The organism is Streptomyces violaceoruber, assembly GCF_033406955.1.
Lineage (GTDB): Bacteria > Actinomycetota > Actinomycetes > Streptomycetales > Streptomycetaceae > Streptomyces > Streptomyces violaceoruber.
In genome coordinates this window covers 8,466,383-8,485,549 of sequence record NZ_CP137734.1, presented here as the reverse complement: position 1 = coordinate 8,485,549, position 19,167 = coordinate 8,466,383, and the positions used below count along the sequence as shown (strand labels likewise).

The following is a 19,167-nucleotide window of genomic DNA, read 5'->3' as shown; positions in this document are numbered from 1 at the left end:
CGGTGACCGGACCGCGCCGGGCGGGCCCACGACCGTCGGTACGACGGGGATTGCCCCACACCTCCAGACTGTCCCCGGCAGCACGAACCCGCTTGGGCCGGTCGGCCCCCGCCCGCCGCCTGCCGGCCCCGGGTCTGTTCGGTGTGCTCACGTCCGCTCCGGCACGACGACGACCGGGCAGGCCGAGCGGTGCAGGACGGCGTGGGCGACCCGGCCGAGCCGCCCCTGGGTGCGGCGGCCGATCACCAGCAGGCCGGCTTCCGCCGAAGCGGCGGGCAGCACCGCGCGTGCCGGGCCCTCGACGGTGTACCGACGCACGGCGACGTCGGGCGGTGCGTCTTCCAGGGCTGCTTCCAGTTCCCTGGCTGCCCGCTCCTCGTACCGCCGGGCCGGTTCTCCCGCCGGCAAGGGGTGATCGATCGTCTCGTGGGCGGGACAGCGCCAGGCCCGAACGGCCGCAACGGGCACCTGGCGCAGACGTGCTTCCATGAAGGCGAGCCGTAGGACCGACGCCGATACCTCGCCGACACCGACGACGATGCGGCCGTTCCGTCCTCCGATGGCGCGGTTGTCGTGGTTGCCGCGCAGCACGACGACCGGGCAGTCGCTCCCGGCGGCCACGGTCCGGCTGACGGAACCCAGCAGTCTGTCGGCGATGCCGCTGCGGCCTCGGCTGCCCATGACGATCATGGATGCGTTGCGCCCCGCGCAGATCAGGGCGTGCTCGGCCTCGTCGGGCACCGTCTCGGTGGTGACGACGAGGTCGGGATGCCGACGCCCGGCACGGATGGCGGCGGCCGCGAGGATGTCGTCGGCCTGCATGTCGGTGGAGGGCTTCCCCGGCTCACGGGCGAGCGCGGCGCCCTCGTACCGCTCCCACAGGTCTCCGAAGACCACCCAGAGGGGGACTGCGTGCAGGGCGGCCTCGTCGGCCGCCCAGTCGACGGCTCGCAGGCTGGGCTCGGAGCCGTCGACCCCGACCACTAGAGGCAGATACATGACGCCCCTCCTCTCGACCGGGATGCGTCAGGGATGGGCCACGACGGCGACGGGGGCACTGACACGGTGCAGCACCGCGTGGGCGACCGCACCGATGTGCACGCCGAGCGGGCTGGGCCGGATGCGCCGTCCGACGACCACCAGGGACGCCTCGTGCGACGCTTCGGCCAGAAGGTCGGCGGGGCTGCCGGGGCGGGATGCCTCGACGACCTCGACATCCGGGTACGACTGCCGCCAGGGCAGGAGCAGCCGGGTGAGGTCGGCGGCCTTCCTGCGGGCCACCCCTTGGTCCGGTACGCCGCCTGCGGTCAGCGAGGGACAGTACGGCGGTGGCCGCCATCCGCTGACCACGTGCACGGCCGTGCCGCGGCGCTGTGCCTCGTCGAAGGCGAACGAGAGCACGCCGTCGTCGGGGCTGCCGATGTCGAGTCCGACGACGACCGGCCGGCGGCGGTTGGCCGCGGGCGGCACACCGACGGAATCCACGACGTGTTCGCCGGCCGCCTGCTCACCGGCACGTACGAGGACCACGGGAGTCTCGCTGTGGGCGATCACGGACTGTCCGACGGAACCGGCCAGGAAGCCGCCGAGTCCGCTGGGCGCGCGCGAGCCGAGGACCAGCAGTTCCGCCCCGTCGGCGTCCCTGACCAGGGTGTCCGCCGGTGGGCCGGACCGCTGGTCACTGGTCACCACGACACCGGGGTGGCGCAGCCGCAGCCCTTCGCCCACCTTCTGCGGGACACGCTCGGTCCAGTGCTGGTGTGTCTTCGCGCCGAGGATCGAATCCTGGGCCAGGACCGCGGGAGCCGGCTCCCACACGTGGAGCAGACGTACCGGCAGGTCGCGCAGCTCGGCCTCGCGGGCCGCCCACTCGGCGGCGGCGTGGCTCTCGGGCGAGCCGTCGATTCCCACCGTGATCGTGCGGGTCATGTCGCGCACCTCCCGTGTCGGCCCTTCCGACTCCAGCGTGTCGCGCAACTGAGCCCCGGGGTAGGGCCACTCGTCCTCGGACACGGCCGAGGGTCCCTTCGGCGGGCCCGTGCGGCGAACCGCGGGTCGGCATGCCGGAAGCACCGTCCGCCGGGTGCCCTGCGGGTGTTCAGTGCCGCTCGCCCTTCAGCCGGTCCTCCGCGTGGGCGGCGACGACGGGGGCGGCCGGCACGAGGTCCGAGCCCTCGATCGGCTTCAGGACCTGGGTGAGGTCCGGCATGCTCGACCGCGGCTCCCGCCACGCGGTCACCCCGTCCCGCACGCCGTACGTCCCGCAGGTCACGTCCGGACGCAGTGCGGGCACACGCGCGAGGGCCTGCTCACCGTCCGTCGTCGGCCGCTGCCGGGGGACGGTCCTGTGCACGGAGCCGGTCTCCTACGGTCCGGCACCGAACGCGGGGGCCGGTCGGCCCCCTTCCGGTCTCACCCGCCCGGCCTGGCGGTCCCGGCACCCGGCGGGCCCCCTTCCCGCTCACCCCTTGCCGGTCGTCCAGGTCCGTCCGTCCGACATCACCCCGAACGCGGCGACGCCGGGCAGCGTGCCCAGCCACCCGCGGGCTTCGGCGCCCATGCAGTACGCCGCCGTCGCAAGCATGTCGGCCTCGGTGAGGGAGGGGCCGGTCACGGTGAGCGAGGCGAGGCCGTCCGTCGGCGGCGCGCCCGTGTGCGGGTCCACGATGTGGCGTCCCCGCTCGCCGGGCCCGGACGTGGCGATTCCCAGCGGGCCCCCGGGCGACTCGACCACCGCGGCGCAGGAGCCGGGCCGGAGGGGATGGGTGATGCCCACGCGCCAGGGGCCGCCGTACAGTTGCACATCTCCTCCCCCGTTGAGGCACACGTGCTCCGCTCCCGCCGCGCGGAGGAGGCGCGCGGCACGTTCCACCGCCCATCCCTTGACCAGGCCGCTCGGGTCGAAGACGCCCGAGTGCCACGCCGCGAACCGGCCGCCGGTGCGCCGGTGGGCGTCGGCGCACAGGGCGAGGACCTCGCTCAGCTCCGGTTGCCACTCCTCGGGCACGGGACGCCCCTGCCTGACCCGGTTGACGGCGCTGTCCGGCCGGAAGGGCGAGAAGACCTCGTCGACATGGTGCAGCGTGCTTTCGGCCGCGTCGAGGGCCCGGCGGAGGCCGGGTGTCTCCTCGGCGCGCACCGTGCAGGAGAACACCGTGCCCATCGTGTGCACCACCCGGTGCAGTTCCGGTTCACGCACGAGTCCGGTCCAGCGCACTCTGCAGAGAGCCGATGTAGCCCTCGCTCGTATAGGTGGCGCCCGAGACGGTGTCGAGGTGGGCGCTCTGCGCGTTCAGCGTCTCCCTGATGAGGGCCGGCACCGCCGAGGCGTTGATCTGCCGGCTGCGGGGATCACCGCCGGGAGACTGCACGGCGCGCGCGGCCACGATCCGCGAACCGTCGAGCGTGAGCTGCACCTGAACGGCTCCGTAGCGGGTCTGGACGGCGGGACCTGTGACCGTGCGTGTTCCGGAGGACGTCCCCCCGGTGCCGGTGCCACTGCTCGGCGTGGGCGTCGTGGCGGGAGGCAGGGCGCCGGCCGGCGGATGGTGAGGCTTGAGGGACAGTACGAGGACCGTCACGGTGACGGTGGCGGCGCAGGTCAGCGCGGTGCGGCGGACGGGGTGGGCGCGCATGGCGGGGCTCACAGTTCGAAGGACTCGTGGTGGATGCGGGACGCGGGCACCCCGGCTTCCCGCAGGGCGTCGTACGCGGCCAGGGACAGACCCCTCGGTCCGCACAGGTACACGTCGTGCCGGTCGACGTCCGGCACGATCGCCCTGAGCCGTTGCGCGGTGATCCGGGCGCGCGATCCGTCCGGGGCGTTGAGGACGTACACGAGGCGGGCGCCGCGTGCGGCGGCGACGGCTTCCAGTTCTTCGCTCAGCGCCAGTTCCTCCGTGCTGCGCGCCCGGTAGAGCAGCGTCAGGTCGCCGGGCGCGGCGGGCAGCGTCTCGAACAGCGTGCGCAGCGGGGTGATCCCGGTGCCCCCCGCGACCAGCAACACCTTCCGGCGGCTGCGTCGTGCGGCGGTGAGGGCCCCGTACGGCCCTTCCGCCCACACCCGGGTGCCCGGGCGGAGGGCGGCGACGGCCGCACTGTGGTCGCCGAGCGTCTTGACGGTGATGCGCATCAAGTCGTCGCGCGGCACGGCCGAGAGCGAGTAGGGATGGCTGGCACCCCGCATGCCGGGGGTCAGGAAGCGCCAGCGCAGGAACTGTCCGGGCCGGGCGTCGAGCCGGTCGAGCCGACGGCCCCGCATCCAGACGGAGTGCACACCGGGCCCCTCGGGCACGACGGCCTCGACGCGGATCCGGTGCCGGAGGTTGAGACGCACCGGGGTGAGGACGCGGAAGTACAGCACCAGGCAGGCCACGGAGAGGTACAGCGCGTACCACGCGGCGCGGGCGGGTGCGTTGCTCACGAAGTCCGCCCCGAGGGCCAGCTGGTGCGAGAAGCCGAGGAAGACCGCCGCGTACGTGAACAGGTGCAGGTGGTACCAGGTCTCGTAGCGCATCCGGCGGCGTACCGCGCGCGCCGAGGTGTAGCCGACGGCGAGCAGTATCAGCGCACCCGCCGTGGCCTTAAGCATCTCCGGCAGGTCGAACACGATCGTGCCGAGTTCCCTCACCACCGCCACCTGTGCCTGGGCGGCATAGCCGAGGACGATGAGCAGGACGTGCGCCAGGAGCAGGCCGATGGTCCAGCGGCCCGCCGAGGCGTGCCAGCGTGCGGCACGGTCGCTGCCGACCCGGCTCTCCAGCCACGGCACCCTCGCCATCAGGGCGACCAGCAGGGCGCACATGTATCCGCACAGGAGCCCCGTGATGCGCCCCGCACCGGTGAGCCAGCCGGCCGCGCCGACGACCGCGCCCGTGTCCCGCCACCACAGGGCGAGCACGGCGATGCCTCCGGCCCACGCGGCCGCCTGGAGCACCACGGCCCGTGATGCCCGCCACGGCGGGGCAGGGGCTCGGTGCCGCGCCGGGTGCGGTCGGTCGGTAGCGGTGGCCATGGACGTCTCCTCGGGGCAGGGGCTGTCCACTGTGGCGCCGCAATCTCTGAGCGGGCTCTGAGCGGCCCGGCCCGGCGGTACGGGGAGGGCGCAGAAGGCGTTCAGAGGAAATCCAGAGGGTTGCGGGAGATGCTGGGAAGGCCATGAACACACGCAGCGCAGCCCTGACCCGTTCCGACGGCACGCCCGTGCGCGTCCTCGTCGTCGACGACGAACCCGACCTCGCCGAGGTCGTCACCGGAGCCCTGCGCTACGAGGGCTGGGACGTACGCGCGGCGGCCTCGGCCGACGCCGCCGTCCGCGAAGCCCGCGCGTTCCGGCCCGACGCCGTCGTCCTGGACATCATGCTCCCGGACCGCGACGGGCTGTCGGTCCTGCGCGACCTGCGCGCCGAGCAGCCGCACGTGTGCGTGCTTTTCCTCACGGCGCGGGACGCCGTGGAGGACCGCATCACCGGGATCACCGCGGGTGGCGACGACTACGTGACCAAGCCGTTCAGCCTCGGGGAACTCGTCGCACGGCTGCACGGCCTGCTGCGCCGCGCCGGGATGACACGCGAGCGGGCGACCGACTCCCTGCTCGTGGTCGGGGACCTGGAACTGGACGAGGACGCGCACGAAGTCACCCGGGGCGGGGACCTGATCGACCTGTCGCCGACCGAGTTCCAGCTGCTGCGCTGCCTCATGCGGCACGCGCGTCAGGTGCTGAGCAAGACACAGCTTCTCGACCTGGTCTGGTCCTACGACTTCGGAGGCCGGGCCCACGTCGTCGAGCTGTACGTCTCGTACCTCCGCAAGAAGATCGACTCGGGCCGCGCGCCGATGATCCACACGGTGCGGGGCGCCGGATACGTCCTGAAGCCGGCGCCCCAGTGAGGTGGCCGCGTCTTCATACGCTGCGCGCCCGTCTGACCGCCGGGCTGCTCGTGCTGCTCGCTGTCGCGTGCGCCACGGTGGGCGGGGCGGCCGTACTGGAACTGAACGGGTTCCTCACCGACCGCCTCGACCAGCAGCTGACCGACACGGGCAGTGCTTTCGCGGCGAGTCTGGAGCACCCGGACACGGACCACGACGACCACGACGGAGACGAACGCGGTGACACCCGCCGCCAGGCCGCCGAGACGCTGGGGGTCCGGATCGCGGACGGCCGGGTGACCAACGCCGCCGTGGTCCGACAGGGCGACGCACCGGCTGACGTGGTCACCCTTGAGCTCGACGCCGACGACGCCCGGGCCCTCGCGGCTGTGCCCACGGACGGACAGGGCCACAGCGTCGAGCTGACCGGCCTCGGCGACTACCGGGTGATGGCATGGCAGGGGCGGGACGGCGACACGCTGATCACCGGCCTGCCGCTGGAGCCGGTCGAAGCGGCGGTCCACCGGCTCGAACTCGTCGCGGGCGGCGTCTTCGGGCTGGCGCTCGTCGGTGCCGGCGTCGCGGGTGCGCTCTGGGTGCGCTGGTCCCTGCGCTCCCTCAGCCGCATCGCCGACACCGCGACCCGGGTCAGCGAGCTTCCCCTCGCCAGCGGGACGGTGGCGCTGCCCGCGCGTGCCCCCGACACCCGGCCGCGCAGCGAGGAGGTCGACCAGGTCACCACCGCTTTCAACCGGATGCTGGGCCACGTCGAACACGCCCTGACCCAGCGCCAGCGCAGTGAGGAACGTCTGCGCAGCTTCTCCGCCGACGCGAGTCACGAACTGCGCACCCCCGTGGCCTCGGTGCGCGGCCACGCCGAGCTGGCCCTGCTCCACCCCGGGCCGCTGCCCCCCGAGGTGAGCCGTGCGCTGGAGCGGATCGCCGCGGAGTCCGCCCGGATGGGCGCCATGGTCGACGACCTCCTCCTGCTCGCCCGGCTGGACGCCGGCCGCCCTCTGGAGCACGAACCCGTCGATCTGACACGGCTCGTGCTGGACGTCGTCACCGACGCGCGCGCGGCCGGCCCGGAGCACCGGTGGTCCCTCGAACTGCCGCGAGAGCCGGTCGTCGTATCGGGCGACCGGCACCGCCTGCACCAGCTTCTCGCGAACCTCACGGCCAACGCCCGGCTGCACACACCTCCCGGCAGCGCCGTGACCGTGGGCGTACGACGGGACGACGACGGCACGGCCTGCCTCACGGTGACCGACGACGGCCCGGGAATCCCGCCCGCCCTGCGCGACCACCTCTTCGACCGCTTCGTCCACGGAGACGGCCCCCGCGGCGCCGACGGGGGCGGCACGGGTCTCGGGCTGTCCATCGTCGCCGCGGTGGCCGCCGCGCACGGCGGCACCGCGACCGTCGCCGGCGAACCGGGCACCACCACGTTCACCGTGCGTCTGCCGAGTCGACCGCCTGGATAGCCGCGGCCGACACGTGGAACTGCCGCGTCGCACTCGCGGGGTGCGCCGGACGTGCGGAGGAGCCAGTCTGGAAAAGGAACCGGCAGTGATTCCTTCAGGGCACTCCGCCGGGCTTGCGGCGTGTGCCCCCACCGACCTCAGGAGGCGGCCGTGAGTACGGAAGCGAACGGTGTGGATCCCGTCGACGTGGCCCGAGCGGCGTTCCGGTCCGTGGCCACCGGACATCTGGACCGTTTCACCGAACTGCTCCACGAGGACGTCGTCTTCGACGTCGTCCCCGTGGGCCTGCGCCGCGGCCGACAGGCGGTGCGGCAGTACTTCGAGGAGGTCCGCCGGGCCATGCCCGACCTGGTGATGACCCTGGAACACGCAGTCGGAGACGACCGGTACGCGGCAGTGCAATGGCGCATGACCGGTACCTTCGACGGAGCGCCGTACCAGGGTCTCGCCCCCACGAAGCAGCCCGTCGCCCTGCAGGGTGTCGACTTCGCCGAAGTCGACGCCGGACGCATCAGGCGTTCCCGAACCGTGTTCGACGGCGCCGAGCTGGGTCGCCAGATCGGCCTGCTGCCGTCCCGCGGTTCAGCGGCCGACCGTGCCGCCACCAGGGCCTTCAACGTGAAGACGCAGCTGACCGACCGCTGGCGGGCGCATCACCCGCGGCAACGCAGCCACGCTCCGTAGCGCTCCCGAGGGCTTCGCCGCCCGCGCGGACCGGCCGTCACCGCATTCCGGACCTGGGGGGACGCCGGGCGGGCGATCCGGGTGACCGCGTGCCCCCGGGGCCCTGTCCACCGGGCAGCGCGTGCCCGTCCCGTCCCCCGTCCGGCAGGGCGGCGACCGCCTCTCGTTCTCGGGCCGCCTGCTCGGGATGGCGACGCTGCCAGTACGGGTTGTCGTGCGACAGCTTGCTGGAAACCCGGCCGTACATGCCGAACGTGGCGATGACCAGTCCCATGACGAAGCTGAAGATCACGTTGGTCATTCCGAAGTCGAGGATGTTGGCTCGACGGTCCAGGACGAAGACGTGGAAGAACCCGCTCAGGACGAAGAGCGCGCCGATCGTCATGTTGAGGACCGAGGCGAAGTTGCCGCCGATCACCGCGCCCGCGAGCAGCGCCAGACCGACGACGGCGGAGATGACACTGAGCGCGACGTTGGTGGTCATGCCGGCGATCGTGTCGCCCGCCGTGTCGAACGGGCTCAGTGCGTCGGCGAAGCCAAGACCTGCGAAGACCAGCAGGACCAGCCCGCAGAAGCCCGCGCCGTAACGGTAGACGGTGGCCAGATGGTGATCGACGGGCATTTCGTCTTTTAGCCTCATGCCGGTGTTTCCGCGTGCGCGCTCGCTCCGGATGCATCTTCGGCGACAGGTCCCCCGGCCGGTACCGAGGCGTGCATCCGCCGCGGCCCCTGCATGCGAAGTGGGCAGTGACGACCAGGTGCGCGCCACGGCCGCACCCCCGGCCTTCCGGCAGGAGACGCTCATGCACGAGGTGGCGACGGACCAGGCGCTCGGCACCCGCGTCCGACGGCACGACGACGGCATCGGCGACCGGCGGGGGCAGGACTCGGTGATACGGCAGGTGCCGCTCACCTGGCGCGACCTGGGACTGGACACGATGGCATCGCTGCTGGTGGAGTCCTTCACCCGGCTCGGGAAACGCTGCTTCGCGGCCCGTTGCCAGTGGCCTCGCCTGCACCCCTTGAACGAACGCGCGGTGGGCGCGGTGGCGCATCATCCGCTGATCATGGCGGAGTCCACCCGGCAGCTCGCCGTCGCCCTGGAGTACGGCCGTCCCTCGGGGGCAGTTCGTGCTCGGCTCGAACCCGTTTCGGTCGGCCTGGGACTGCGGCTGCGGTCGTGGCCCGTGGAGCGTCGCAGCGCCACCGACGTGGACGTGCGGATGAGCGTGAGCGATCTGGTGACCAAGGCCGGCCGGCCCGTCGCCCACCGCGTCACGGCCGAATTCCTGCGCACAGGGGAACCCTTCGGATCGTGCAGCATGCGGCTCCTCCGCCGGGCGGGCTCGGCGGCACCCTCGGGAGAAGTACCGCTTCCGGGCCTGCTCCATCCCCCGGCAGCCGCGGTCGGTGCCGCGGCCGACGGTGACGTGATGCTGGCCCGGGGCCCTCGGGGACGGCTGGTGACCGCCCCGCGCGACCCCGGGCACCCGGTGTTCCTGGCCGGCCGGCCGGCGCGCATGCCCCTGCTGGCGATCCTGGAGGCGGGGCGGCAAGCGGTTCTGCTGGACAGTGGGATGACGGCTGCCGCGGTGATCGGGCTGCGGGCCGAGGTGTGCGCACCGGTGCCGTCGCGGGGTGCGCGGGTCGAGACCTCGAAGGAACCGGGCGGGTCCCGGTTCCTGGTCACCGCCGCCGGCCGCCTCGCCGCGACGGGCGCGGTGACGCTGTGGAGCCGATGATCGAGATCCGGGCGGGATGTCGTGGGCGGAACCGGAAGGAAAGAACCGTGGCGGCGAACGGACGACGGGACCGGGAACGACTCCTCTGTCTGGTGACCGGCGCCTCCGGATACATCGGGGGACGCCTCGTGCCCGAGCTGCTGGAGGCCGGTCACCGGGTACGGTGCCTGGCCCGCACCCCGGCCAAACTGCGTGACCAGCCCTGGGCGGCCGACGTCGAGAGCGTACGGGGAGACGTCACCGACCCGCGTTCCGTCGCCGAGGCCATGCGCGGCGTCGACGTCGCCTACTACCTGGTGCACGCCCTCGCGTCGGGCACCGGCTTCGAGGACACCGACCGCCGCGCGGCACACGTCTTCGCCCAGCAGGCGTACGAGGCAGGCGTGCGGAGGATCGTCTACCTGGGTGGTCTGACTCCGCGGGGCGTTCCCGAGCGCACGCTCTCCCCTCACCTGCGCTCCCGCGCGGAGGTCGGCCGCATCTTCCTCGACGCCCCCGTACCCGCCACCGTACTGCGGGCCGCGGTGGTCGTCGGATCGGGGTCGGCGTCCTTCGAGATGCTGCGCTATCTGACCGAACGGCTGCCCGTCATGGTGACACCCAGTTGGGTGCACACCCGCACCCAGCCCATCGCGGTCCGCGACGTGTTGCACTACCTGGCCGGGTCGGCCACCATGCCGGACGACATCGACCGGGCTTTCGACGTCGGCGGGCCGGACGTGCTCACCTACCGCGAGATGATGCGCCGCTACGCCACCGTGAGCGGACTCCGGCGGCGGATCATCGTGCCCGTTCCGGTGCTCACCCCCGGGTTGTCCAGTCACTGGGTCGGCCTCGTCACGCCGGTCCCGGCCTCCATCGCCCGGCCGCTGACGGAGTCTCTGCGCCATGAGGTCGTGTGCCAGGAGCACGACATCGCCCGCTACGTCCCCGACGCTCCCGGCCGGCCCCTGCCGTTCGACGTGGCCCTGGCGCTGGCCCTGCGGCGGGTCCGGGAGGCCCAGGTCGCCACTCGCTGGTCGTCCGCCTCCGTGCCGGGAGCCCCCAGCGATCCCCTGCCCACCGACCCCGACTGGGCCGGCGGCAGCCTCTACGAGGACGAGCGGCACCTGCCGGTCGACGCGTCCCCGGAGGCGCTGTGGAAGGTGGTGGAGGGCATCGGCGGGGAGAACGGCTGGTACTCCTTCCCGCCGGCCTGGGCCGTCCGCGGCTGGCTGGACCGGTTCGTCGGCGGTGTGGGTCTGCGCCGCGGCCGGCGTGACGCCCAGCGCCTTCGGGTCGGCGACTCGCTGGACTTCTGGCGCGTCGAGGAGATCGAACCGGGACGGTTGCTGCGGCTGCGTGCGGAGATGCGGCTGCCCGGACTGGCGTGGCTGGAGATGTACGTCGAGACGGATGCGGAGGGCCGTACCCGCTACCGGCAACGCGCCCTGTTCCATCCGCGCGGGCTGCTCGGCCACGCCTACTGGTGGTCCGTCTCCCCGTTCCACGCCGTCGTCTTCGGCGGCATGGCACGCAACATCGGCCGGGCCGCAGCCAAGGGACCGGTCACCCGCGGGAGTGAAACCCGGTCGCGACGCATCCGGCGTCGACGAAGCCGGCGAAGTGCGGAGCACTGAGTCTTCGTCCACGCACCACTGCGCCAGGAGTGACGCCATGACCGTCGCGGTCGTCCTGTTCACCTCGGACCTGCGTCTGCACGACCATCCGCCCCTGCACGCCGCGCTCCAGGCGGCGGACGAGGTGGTGCCGCTGTTCGTACGCGACACCGGCATCCACGCGGCGGGGTTCGACGCGCCCAACCGCAGGGCCTTTCTGGCCGACTGCCTGAGCGACCTCGACTCCTCGCTGCGCCACCGCGGCGGCCGGCTCGTGGTCCGCGACGGGCCGGTCGTCCGGGAGGTCCGATCGGTCGCCGCCCAGTGCGGGTCCACCGAGGTGCATGTGGCCGCGGGCGTCACCGGGTACGCCCACCGCCGCGAGGAACGGCTGCGCGAGGGACTCCGCGACGACGGCGTGTCCCTGCACGTGCACGAGCCGGTGATCACCGCTGTCGCTCCGGGAGCGGTGACGCCCGCGGGCTCCGACCACTTCGCGGTGTTCACTCCCTACTTCCGCCGCTGGTCCCGGGAGTCGCCGAGGAAGCCCCTGGCCGCGCCGCGCACCGTGCGTGTTCCGCGGGGAGTCCGCGGCGAGCCGCTGCCCGACCGTGCGGACGTGGCCGGTGCCTCGCCCGGTCTGCCCGCCGGCGGGGAAACGGCCGGGCGCGACCGGTTCGCACGGTGGTCGCGCTCCGGACTGTCGCGTTACGAGGACCGGCACGACGACCTGGCGGACGATGCCACGTCCAGGCTGTCGCCGTATCTCCACTTCGGTGCGCTCTCCCCGCTGGAACTGGTCCACCGGGCCCGCGCGCACGGCGGGCCCGGCGCCGAGGCGTTCGTCCGCCAGGTGTGCTGGCGGGACTTCCACCACCAGGTGCTGGCGGCCAGGCCCGAGGCATCGGTGAAGGACTACCGCACCCGGCACGACCGGTGGCGTGGCGAGGAGGACGCCGCCGAGGACATCGCCGCCTGGCGGGACGGACGGACGGGCTATCCGGTCGTCGACGCGGCCATGCGCCAGTTGCGCCACCAGGGTTGGATGCACAACCGGGCACGGCTGCTGGTGGCGGGCTTCCTGACCAAGACGCTGTACGTCGACTGGCGCATCGGCGCCCGGCATTTCCTGGACCTCCTCGTGGACGGCGACGTCGTCAACAACCAGCTCAACTGGCAGTGGGCCGCCGGCACCGGCACCGACACCCGCCCCCACCGCGTCCTCAACCCGCTCGTCCAGGCCAGGCGGTTCGACCCGGACGGCGTCTACGTACGGCGCTGGGTCCCCGAGCTCAGGAGCGTGGAGGGCGGGAAGGTGCACGAACCCTGGCGCCTGGCGGCGGCGGAACGCGGTGAACTCGACTACCCGGACCCGCTCGTCGAGCTCGCCGACGGGCTCGCGCGGTTCAAGCACGCCCGCGGCCGGGACTGAGGGGACGCGTCGTGCATTGGCTCTTCGGCGACCAGCTCGGCCCCCACTTCCTCACGCCGGGCGAAGAGGGGCCCGGGCCGGAAACTCCGCTGCTCATGATCGAGGCGCGCTCCGTCTTCCGGCGGCGGCGTTTCCACCGGGCCAAGGCCCACCTGGTGCTGTCCGCCATGCGCCACCGCGCGGCCGAACCGGGCGACCGCGTCACGTACGTACGCGCCGACACCTACCGTCAGGGACTGGCCCGGACCGCGCGCGGGCGCCCGGTCGGCGTCCACCACCCCACCTCGCACGCGGCTCTGCGCCTGGTGCGCGCCCTGCCCCAGGTGACAGTGGGGCCCGCCCGCGGCTTCCTCGTGCCGATGACCGGCTTCGCCGCCTGGGCCGAGGGTCACGGCGGCAAGCGCCTGCGGCAGGAGGACTTCTACCGCTGGGTCCGCCGCGGGCACGGCCTGCTCATGGACGGCGAGCAGCCCGCGGCGGGACGGTGGAACCTCGATCACGACAACCGGGAACCCCCGCCCCGCGAGGCCGCCTCCCTCCAGGTCGGCCGCCCGTACCGGCCCCGCGAGGACGACATCGACGAAGAGGTCCGCCACGACCTCGACCGCTGCGAACGCGACGGGGACGTCTCCTTCGTCGGACGGGACGGTCCCCGCCTGTTCCCCGCCACCCGGACGGAGGGGCTGCGGGCACTGCGACGCTTTGTCGAACACCGGCTCGCCACCTTCGGACCCTACGAGGACGCCATGCTCGCCGCCGACCCCGTCATGAGCCACAGCCTCCTTTCGTCCTCCCTGAACCTCGGCCTGCTCGACCCGGTCGAGTGCGTCGAACGGGCTGAGCGGGCTTGGCGCGAGGGCCGGGCGCCGCTGAACAGCGTGGAGGGCTTCGTGCGGCAGATCGCCGGCTGGCGCGAGTACGTCTGGCAGCTGTACTGGTACTTCGGCGAGGGCTACCGACGCTCCAACGCGCTCGGGCACACCGCCCCGCTGCCGGACTGGTGGAACCGGCTGGACGCGGACGCGGTCCGGGCGAACTGCCTGCGCACCGTCCTGGCCCAGGTCCGGGACACGGGCTGGACGCACCACATCCCCCGGCTGATGGTGCTCGGCAGTCACGCGCTCCAGCGGGGCTGGGACCCCGCCGCCGTCACGGACTGGTTCCACCGCTGCTTCGTGGACGGCTACGACTGGGTCATGCTCCCCAACGTCGTCGGCATGTCCCAGTACGCCGACGGCGGCCGGATGACCACCAAGCCCTACACCTCGGCGGGTGCGTACGTGAACCGCATGAGCGACCTCTGCGGCCCGTGCGGCTACCGGCCCGGCGACCGCACCTGCGAGCACGCGTGTCCGTACACCGCCGGGTACTGGGCGTTCCTCGACCGGCACCGGGAGCTGCTGGCCGGCAATCAGCGCGTCGCCCGGCCGGTACGGCAGTCGGACCGGCTCGCCGACCTCCCGGACGTGTGCGCACAGGAGCACGCGCGGGGTGACGCACCGCCATGAGCCCTCGCCGTTGCGCCGACGGGGTGAAGTCGGACCGCACCCCGTGCCGGAACGGGCAGAAGTCAGTGCATCCACAACAGGGCACCCGGCGGAAGCAGTGGCGTGCGGACAACCGAGAGTGAGAAGGGGCTGCGCATGCCTGGACTGCCGCCGATGGTGGCCCCGCCGGCCGAACAGGTCGACGACCCCGTCACCGCGACCGATGCGGCGAACGCGGTCGACGCCGTCCTCCGGGGGGTACTGGACGAACGGCTGCGCCACTGCCGTGCCGTCGACCCCCTCTTCGCCCGGGAACTGGCCGACCGTCTCGCGGCGCTGACCGCCCGGGGCGGCAAGCGGCTGCGTACCGCGTTCGCCCACTGCGGCTGGCGCGCCGCGGGCGGCTCGGGAGACGCCACCGCCGTCCTGCGAACGGGAGCCGCGCTCGAACTGCTCCAGGCGTGCGCTCTGGTCCACGACGACGTGATGGACGGCTCCGTGCAGCGACGAGGCGCACCGGCCCTGCACGTCGACCTGGCCCGCGGGCACTGGGCAGCGGGTATGCACGGCTCGTCGGAATCCTTCGGCACCTCGGCCGCCGTCCTCACCGGTGACCTGGCGCTCGCCTGGGCGGACGACCTGCTGACCGAGACGGCACTCGGTACGCCGCACGGCCCGCGCCTGCACGGGGAGTGGCGGGCGATGCGCACCGAGATGGTCGCCGGCCAGTACCGCGACCTGCACGCGCAGGCGGCACGGTCCTCCGGCGTCGACGAGGCGCTGGCCATCGCCACCTTGAAGAGCGCCCTGTACACCGTCGCGCGGCCCCTCGCGCTGGGAGCGGTACTGGCCGGAGCAGCCGACGGGGACGCACTGGAGGCGCTGCGGGCGGCCGGCCGGTGCGCCGGGCTGGCCTTCCAGTTGCGTGACGACCTCCTGGGCGCCTTCGGCGACCCCGCGCTGACCGGGAAGCCGGCCGACGACGACCTGCGCTCCCGCAAGCTCACCTACCTGCTCGCCGTCGCCGTCCGGCTCGCCGATGCCGCCGATGATCACCTGGCGGCCGCGGCGCTGGCTCCGGACGCGGACCCGAAGTCCGAGAAGGCCGTGCGGCAGGTGCGGTCCGCGCTGGTGCGCACCGGCGCCCGGGACCTGGTGGAGACGAAGATCGGGGAGCTGACGGACATGAGCCTCGCGCACTTCGACCGCTGCGGAGCGCGCCCGGCCGTGCGGCACGAGTTCGCCGCACTGATCGGGCGCGCGACGGGCGCGGCCCCGCGTGGCACCGGGGAGGTCGTGTGAGGAGGGTGCCGGGGCCGACCGACCACGTCGTCGTGGTCGGGGCCGGGCTGTCCGGGCTGGCCTGCGCCCTGCACCTGCTGGGGGCCGGCCGCCGGGTCACCGTCGTCGAACGGGACGCCGGTCCGGGCGGCCGGTCCGGCCGGGTACGGCTGGGCGGTTACGAGCTGGACACCGGTCCCACGGTGCTGACCATGCCGCACCTGGCGGACGAGGCGTTCGCCGCCGTCGGGGACAGCCTCCGCCGCCGCGTCGAACTGACGGCGCTGGACCCGGCCTACCGGGCCTGTTTCGCGGACGGTTCCGCACTCGACGTGCACACCGACGGCGAGGCGATGGAGGCGGAGGTGCGCCGCTTCGCCGGACCGGCGCAGGCGGCCGGATACCGCGATCTGCGGCGGTGGCTCGAACGGCTGTACCGGGCGCAGATGCGCCGCTTCATCGACACGAACTTCGACTCCCCCCTCCAACTGCTGCACCCGGACCTGGCCCGGCTGGCGGCACTGGGGGGATTCGGACGGCTGGACGGCCGCATCGGACGCTTCCTGTCCGACGAGCGGCTGCGCCGCGTCTTCTCCTTCCAGGCGCTGTACGCCGGTGTGGCCCCGGCCCGCGCCCTCGCCGCCTACGCGGTGATCGCGTACATGGACACCGTGGCCGGCGTCTGGTTCCCCAAGGGCGGCATGCACGCGCTCCCCCGCGCCATGGCCGACGCGGCGGCAACCGCCGGTGCCGATCTGCGCTGGTCGGCCGAAGTGGAGGCGCTGGAGCGGTCCGCAGGACGGGTACGCGCCGTTCACCTGGCCTCCGGAGAGCGCATCGCCTGCGACGCCGTGGTGCTGACGTGCGAGCTGTCCACCGCCTACGGGCTGCTGGGGCGGGCCCCCCGGCGGCCGGCCCGGCTGCGGCACTCTCCGTCCGCCGTGATCCTGCACGCGGGCACCGACCGCACCTGGCCGCACCTCGCCCACCACACCCTCTCCTTCGGCGCCGCGTGGGAGCGCACCTTCGAGGAACTGACCCGTACGGGAGAACTGATGAGTGACCCCTCCTTGCTGATCACCCGCCCCACCACGCACGATCCCGCCCTGGCACCGCCGGGGCGCCACCTCCACTACGTCCTCGCGCCCTGTCCCAACACGGACGTCGGTCCGGATGCCGTCGCGTGGCGTGACCTCGGCCCGCGCTACCGCGAGAGCCTGGTCGGCGTACTGGAGAGCCGGGGGCTGGAGGGGTTCGCGGACAGTGTCCAGGAGGAGCTCCTGGTGACGCCGCTCGACTGGGACGCGCAGGGCCATGCGGCGGGCAGCCCCTTCTCGGTCTCCCACACCTTCGCCCAGACCGGACCGTTCCGCCCGCGCAACCTCGTACGGGGGCTGGACAACGTGGTGCTCGCGGGCTGCGGGACCACCCCGGGTGTCGGCGTTCCGACCGTACTGGTCAGCGGCAAACTCGCCGCCGCGCGGGTCACCGGCGGTGCCGGGTCCCGGCCCGCCCGCACGCGTCGGTCCCCAGCCGTTTCCGACCCCTGCCCCGCCCCGGTCCCGGCAGGTGCCGATGACCCGTCGTGAACTGGACGCCGCCGGGATCACCGATCCCCTGCTGCGCGCCGCCTACACCCGGTGCCGCCGTCTCAACGCCCGCCACGGCAAGACCTACTTCCTGGCCACCCGTCTGCTGCCGCTCGAACGGCGCTCGGCCGTGCACGCCCTGTACGGCTTCGCCCGCTGGGCGGACGACATCGTGGACGACCTCGACCGGCACCGCACGGCCGGGGAACGCGACCGTGCGCTGCGCCGCCTGGAGAGCGACCTGGCCGACGGGCTGCGCACCGGAACGGGCCGGGAACCGGTGGTCCGGGCCGTCGCGGACACCGCCGACCGGTACGACATCGACCACGTGCTCTTCGCCGACTTCCTGTCCTCGATGCGTGCGGACCTGACCGTCACCCATTACCCCACCTACGCCGATCTGCAGGCGTACGTACACGGTTCGGCGGCGGTCATCGGCCTGCAAATGCTGCCCGTCCTCGGCACGGTCACGGACCGGAAGGAGGCGGCACCGCACGCGGCGGCGCTGGGCGTGGCGTTCCAGCTCACCAACTTCCTGCGCGACGTCGGCGAGGATCTCGACCGCGGCCGTGTCTACCTGCCCGGCAGCCTGCTGGCCGCGCACGGGGTGGACCGGCCCCTGCTGGAGTGGAGCAGGCGCACCGGGCGCCGCGACCGCCGCATCCGGGCCGCTCTCGTCGCGGCGGAGGCCATGACGCGGCGCGTGTACCGGACGGCGGAGCCGGGCATCGCCATGCTCGATCCACGGGTGCGTCCCTGCATCCGTGCCGCGTTCGCCCTCTACGGCGGGATTCTCGACGCGATCGCCGAGCAGGACTACACCGTGCTGCATCGTCGCGCGGTGGTGTCGCGCCGGCGTCGGGCGGCAACGGCCGCCGAGGGTGTGCTGTGCGTGGCCGCTGCCCGGTGGCGTGCCCGCACCTCGCCCCGGGTGGAGGCGGCGAGTGGTCCGGCAGCCGAGTGGCAGGGACCGGTGCGGTGAGTGGTCGACGGGGCGTCAGGCGGTGGTCGCCACCCGTGCGCCGACGCGGTGCGGGCCCCGACTGGGCGGCTCAGACTCCGACCTGGCGGCAGGCGCGGCCCTCGCTCATCGCCGACGCGCTCGAGCGGGCCTCCGCCCGGCCCTCCGGCAACTGGTTCGTGGTCGGCGCCTCCCGGCAGGTGCGCGCGGGCGACCGGCCGTACGGCCGGACGGTCGGTGGGGTGGAGGTCGTGCTGTGGCGCTCGGACGACGGCGAGCCCCGTGCCGGCTCCGGCATCTGCCCGCACCTGGGCGCTCCGCTGCGCGACAGCCGGGTGGTGTGCGGCACGCTGGTCTGCCACTGGCACGGGCTCGCCCTGGACGGTTCGGCGTCCGCCGGCTGGCGGCCGTTCCCGGTGCACGACGACGGTGTCCTCGTCTGGGTAAGGCTGGACGAGGTGGGAGGCGAGGAGCCCACCGAGCGGCCCGTCGTGCCCACGCGGCCCGCGACCGGCCGGGGGGTCGACTCCGTGTTCACGGCGACGGGGCGGTGCGAACCGCAGGACGTGGTGGCCAACCGGCTCGATCCGTGGCACGGCTCGTGGTTCCACCCGTACTCGTTCGTGGACCTCTCGGTCGTGCGGGAGCCGCAGGGGGGCGAGGACGACGCTTTCGTCGTCGACGTCTCCTTCCGGGTGGCCGGGCGGCTCGTGGTCCCGGTGCGGGCCGAGTTCACCGCGCCGGAGCCACGCACGGTCGTCATGCGCATCACCGACGGCGAGGGCGCCACGTCCGTGGTCGAGACCCACGCGACGCCGCTGACCGGGCCGGACCACAAGCGTCCCCGCACCGCCGTGGTCGAGGCGGTCGTCGCCGCGTCGGACCGGCCCGGTTTCGCCCTGGCACGGGCCGCCGCCCCCGTACTGCGCCCGTTGATGCGCCGTACGGCCGGGCGGCTGTGGCGCGACGACCTGGCCTACGCCGAACGGCGCTGGGCACTGCGCAGCACCGGCCGGTTTCCCGGCTGAGGACGCGGGCGCC

General features: G+C 73.5%; 18 protein-coding genes. 11 read left to right on the top strand and 7 right to left on the bottom strand.

The genetic code is table 11. The features are described from left to right. Positions 1-147 precede the first annotated feature (147 nt). The 6 genes from R2E43_RS38250 to R2E43_RS38225 all read right to left on the bottom strand — a co-directional run bounded on the left by R2E43_RS38250 (position 148) and on the right by R2E43_RS38225 (position 5,014). A complete protein-coding gene (locus R2E43_RS38250) occupies positions 148-999 on the bottom strand; it encodes a universal stress protein (RefSeq protein ID WP_003978697.1) in 852 nt (283 codons plus the stop codon). Positions 1,000-1,026: 27 nt separating this feature from the next. After that, entirely contained in the window at positions 1,027-1,929 is a 903-nt protein-coding gene (locus R2E43_RS38245; protein ID WP_191848985.1) for a universal stress protein, read from the bottom strand. A gap of 169 nt (positions 1,930-2,098) precedes the next feature. Beyond that, entirely contained in the window at positions 2,099-2,353 is a 255-nt protein-coding gene (locus R2E43_RS38240) for a hypothetical protein (RefSeq protein WP_332057155.1), read from the bottom strand. A 108-nt stretch (positions 2,354-2,461) separates the two neighbouring features. Then, complete coding sequence (locus R2E43_RS38235; protein WP_016324996.1) at positions 2,462-3,199, bottom strand: FAD:protein FMN transferase; 738 nt, start codon at positions 3,197-3,199, stop codon at positions 2,462-2,464. Beyond that, entirely contained in the window at positions 3,192-3,635 is a 444-nt protein-coding gene (locus tag R2E43_RS38230) for an FMN-binding protein (protein WP_030862077.1), read from the bottom strand. Before R2E43_RS38230 ends, R2E43_RS38235 begins: the two co-directional genes overlap by 8 nt. 8 nt (positions 3,636-3,643) lie before the next feature. Then, the gene (locus R2E43_RS38225; RefSeq protein WP_332057062.1) at positions 3,644-5,014 is read right to left on the bottom strand and encodes a ferredoxin reductase family protein; all 1,371 of its coding nucleotides are present in this window, start codon (positions 5,012-5,014) and stop codon (positions 3,644-3,646) included. Between the two features lie 143 nt (positions 5,015-5,157). On the opposite strand from R2E43_RS38225, the gene R2E43_RS38220 reads away from it, so the two are divergent. The 3 genes from R2E43_RS38220 (at position 5,158) to R2E43_RS38210 (ending at position 8,036) form a co-directional block, all read left to right on the top strand. Continuing rightward, positions 5,158-5,889 (top strand): response regulator transcription factor, encoded by a 732-nt coding sequence (locus R2E43_RS38220; protein WP_003978691.1) that lies wholly within the window; start codon positions 5,158-5,160, stop codon positions 5,887-5,889. Next, positions 5,886-7,352 (top strand): sensor histidine kinase, encoded by a 1,467-nt coding sequence (locus tag R2E43_RS38215; protein ID WP_003978690.1) that lies wholly within the window; start codon positions 5,886-5,888, stop codon positions 7,350-7,352. The genes R2E43_RS38220 and R2E43_RS38215 overlap by 4 nt, the downstream gene beginning before the upstream one ends. A gap of 150 nt (positions 7,353-7,502) precedes the next feature. Continuing rightward, positions 7,503-8,036 carry an ester cyclase gene (locus R2E43_RS38210; RefSeq protein ID WP_016324997.1) on the top strand — a complete coding sequence of 178 codons (534 nt, stop codon included), beginning with the start codon at positions 7,503-7,505 and terminating at the stop codon, positions 8,034-8,036. A gap of 37 nt (positions 8,037-8,073) precedes the next feature. Here R2E43_RS38210 and R2E43_RS38205 read toward each other — a convergent pair whose 3' ends face one another. Continuing rightward, the gene (locus R2E43_RS38205) at positions 8,074-8,676 is read right to left on the bottom strand and encodes a DUF4383 domain-containing protein (RefSeq protein ID WP_093455295.1); all 603 of its coding nucleotides are present in this window, start codon (positions 8,674-8,676) and stop codon (positions 8,074-8,076) included. Between the two features lie 100 nt (positions 8,677-8,776). On the opposite strand from R2E43_RS38205, the gene R2E43_RS38200 reads away from it, so the two are divergent. The 8 genes from R2E43_RS38200 (at position 8,777) to R2E43_RS38165 (ending at position 19,154) form a co-directional block, all read left to right on the top strand. After that, positions 8,777-9,778 (top strand): hypothetical protein, encoded by a 1,002-nt coding sequence (locus R2E43_RS38200; RefSeq protein WP_003978687.1) that lies wholly within the window; start codon positions 8,777-8,779, stop codon positions 9,776-9,778. Between the two features lie 47 nt (positions 9,779-9,825). Next, entirely contained in the window at positions 9,826-11,397 is a 1,572-nt protein-coding gene (locus R2E43_RS38195) for an SDR family oxidoreductase (RefSeq protein ID WP_030862091.1), read from the top strand. Between the two features lie 37 nt (positions 11,398-11,434). After that, positions 11,435-12,808, top strand: a complete 1,374-nt coding sequence (locus R2E43_RS38190; protein WP_136207240.1) for a cryptochrome/photolyase family protein — start codon at positions 11,435-11,437, stop codon at positions 12,806-12,808. An 11-nt stretch (positions 12,809-12,819) separates the two neighbouring features. Further along, positions 12,820-14,316 (top strand): cryptochrome/photolyase family protein, encoded by a 1,497-nt coding sequence (locus R2E43_RS38185; protein WP_016325000.1) that lies wholly within the window; start codon positions 12,820-12,822, stop codon positions 14,314-14,316. Positions 14,317-14,451: 135 nt separating this feature from the next. Next, positions 14,452-15,597: a polyprenyl synthetase family protein gene (locus R2E43_RS38180; protein WP_037666999.1), complete on the top strand. Its 1,146-nt coding sequence runs from the start codon at positions 14,452-14,454 to the stop codon at positions 15,595-15,597. After that, entirely contained in the window at positions 15,594-17,165 is a 1,572-nt protein-coding gene (gene crtI, locus R2E43_RS38175) for a phytoene desaturase family protein (protein ID WP_136207241.1), read from the top strand. Before R2E43_RS38180 ends, crtI begins: the two co-directional genes overlap by 4 nt. Next, positions 17,152-18,147 carry a phytoene/squalene synthase family protein gene (locus tag R2E43_RS38170; RefSeq protein WP_093455299.1) on the top strand — a complete coding sequence of 332 codons (996 nt, stop codon included), beginning with the start codon at positions 17,152-17,154 and terminating at the stop codon, positions 18,145-18,147. Before crtI ends, R2E43_RS38170 begins: the two co-directional genes overlap by 14 nt. Beyond that, positions 18,144-19,154 (top strand): DUF5914 domain-containing protein, encoded by a 1,011-nt coding sequence (locus R2E43_RS38165; protein ID WP_136207242.1) that lies wholly within the window; start codon positions 18,144-18,146, stop codon positions 19,152-19,154. The genes R2E43_RS38170 and R2E43_RS38165 overlap by 4 nt, the downstream gene beginning before the upstream one ends. The last annotated feature ends 13 nt before the right edge of the window (positions 19,155-19,167 follow it).

Bases quoted from the DNA above. Each gene is read 5' to 3' on its own strand.
- R2E43_RS38170 (WP_093455299.1), top strand. From the start codon at position 17,152: ATGACCCGTCGTGAACTGGACGCCGCCGGGATCACCGATCCCCTGCTG.
- R2E43_RS38230 (WP_030862077.1), bottom strand. From the start codon at position 3,635: ATGCGCGCCCACCCCGTCCGCCGCACCGCGCTGACCTGCGCCGCCACC.
- R2E43_RS38225 (WP_332057062.1), bottom strand. From the start codon at position 5,014: ATGGCCACCGCTACCGACCGACCGCACCCGGCGCGGCACCGAGCCCCT.
- R2E43_RS38250 (WP_003978697.1), bottom strand. From the start codon at position 999: ATGTATCTGCCTCTAGTGGTCGGGGTCGACGGCTCCGAGCCCAGCCTG.
- R2E43_RS38205 (WP_093455295.1), bottom strand. From the start codon at position 8,676: ATGAGGCTAAAAGACGAAATGCCCGTCGATCACCATCTGGCCACCGTC.
- R2E43_RS38180 (WP_037666999.1), top strand. From the start codon at position 14,452: ATGCCTGGACTGCCGCCGATGGTGGCCCCGCCGGCCGAACAGGTCGAC.
- R2E43_RS38190 (WP_136207240.1), top strand. From the start codon at position 11,435: ATGACCGTCGCGGTCGTCCTGTTCACCTCGGACCTGCGTCTGCACGAC.
- R2E43_RS38220 (WP_003978691.1), top strand. From the start codon at position 5,158: ATGAACACACGCAGCGCAGCCCTGACCCGTTCCGACGGCACGCCCGTG.
- R2E43_RS38245 (WP_191848985.1), bottom strand. From the start codon at position 1,929: ATGACCCGCACGATCACGGTGGGAATCGACGGCTCGCCCGAGAGCCAC.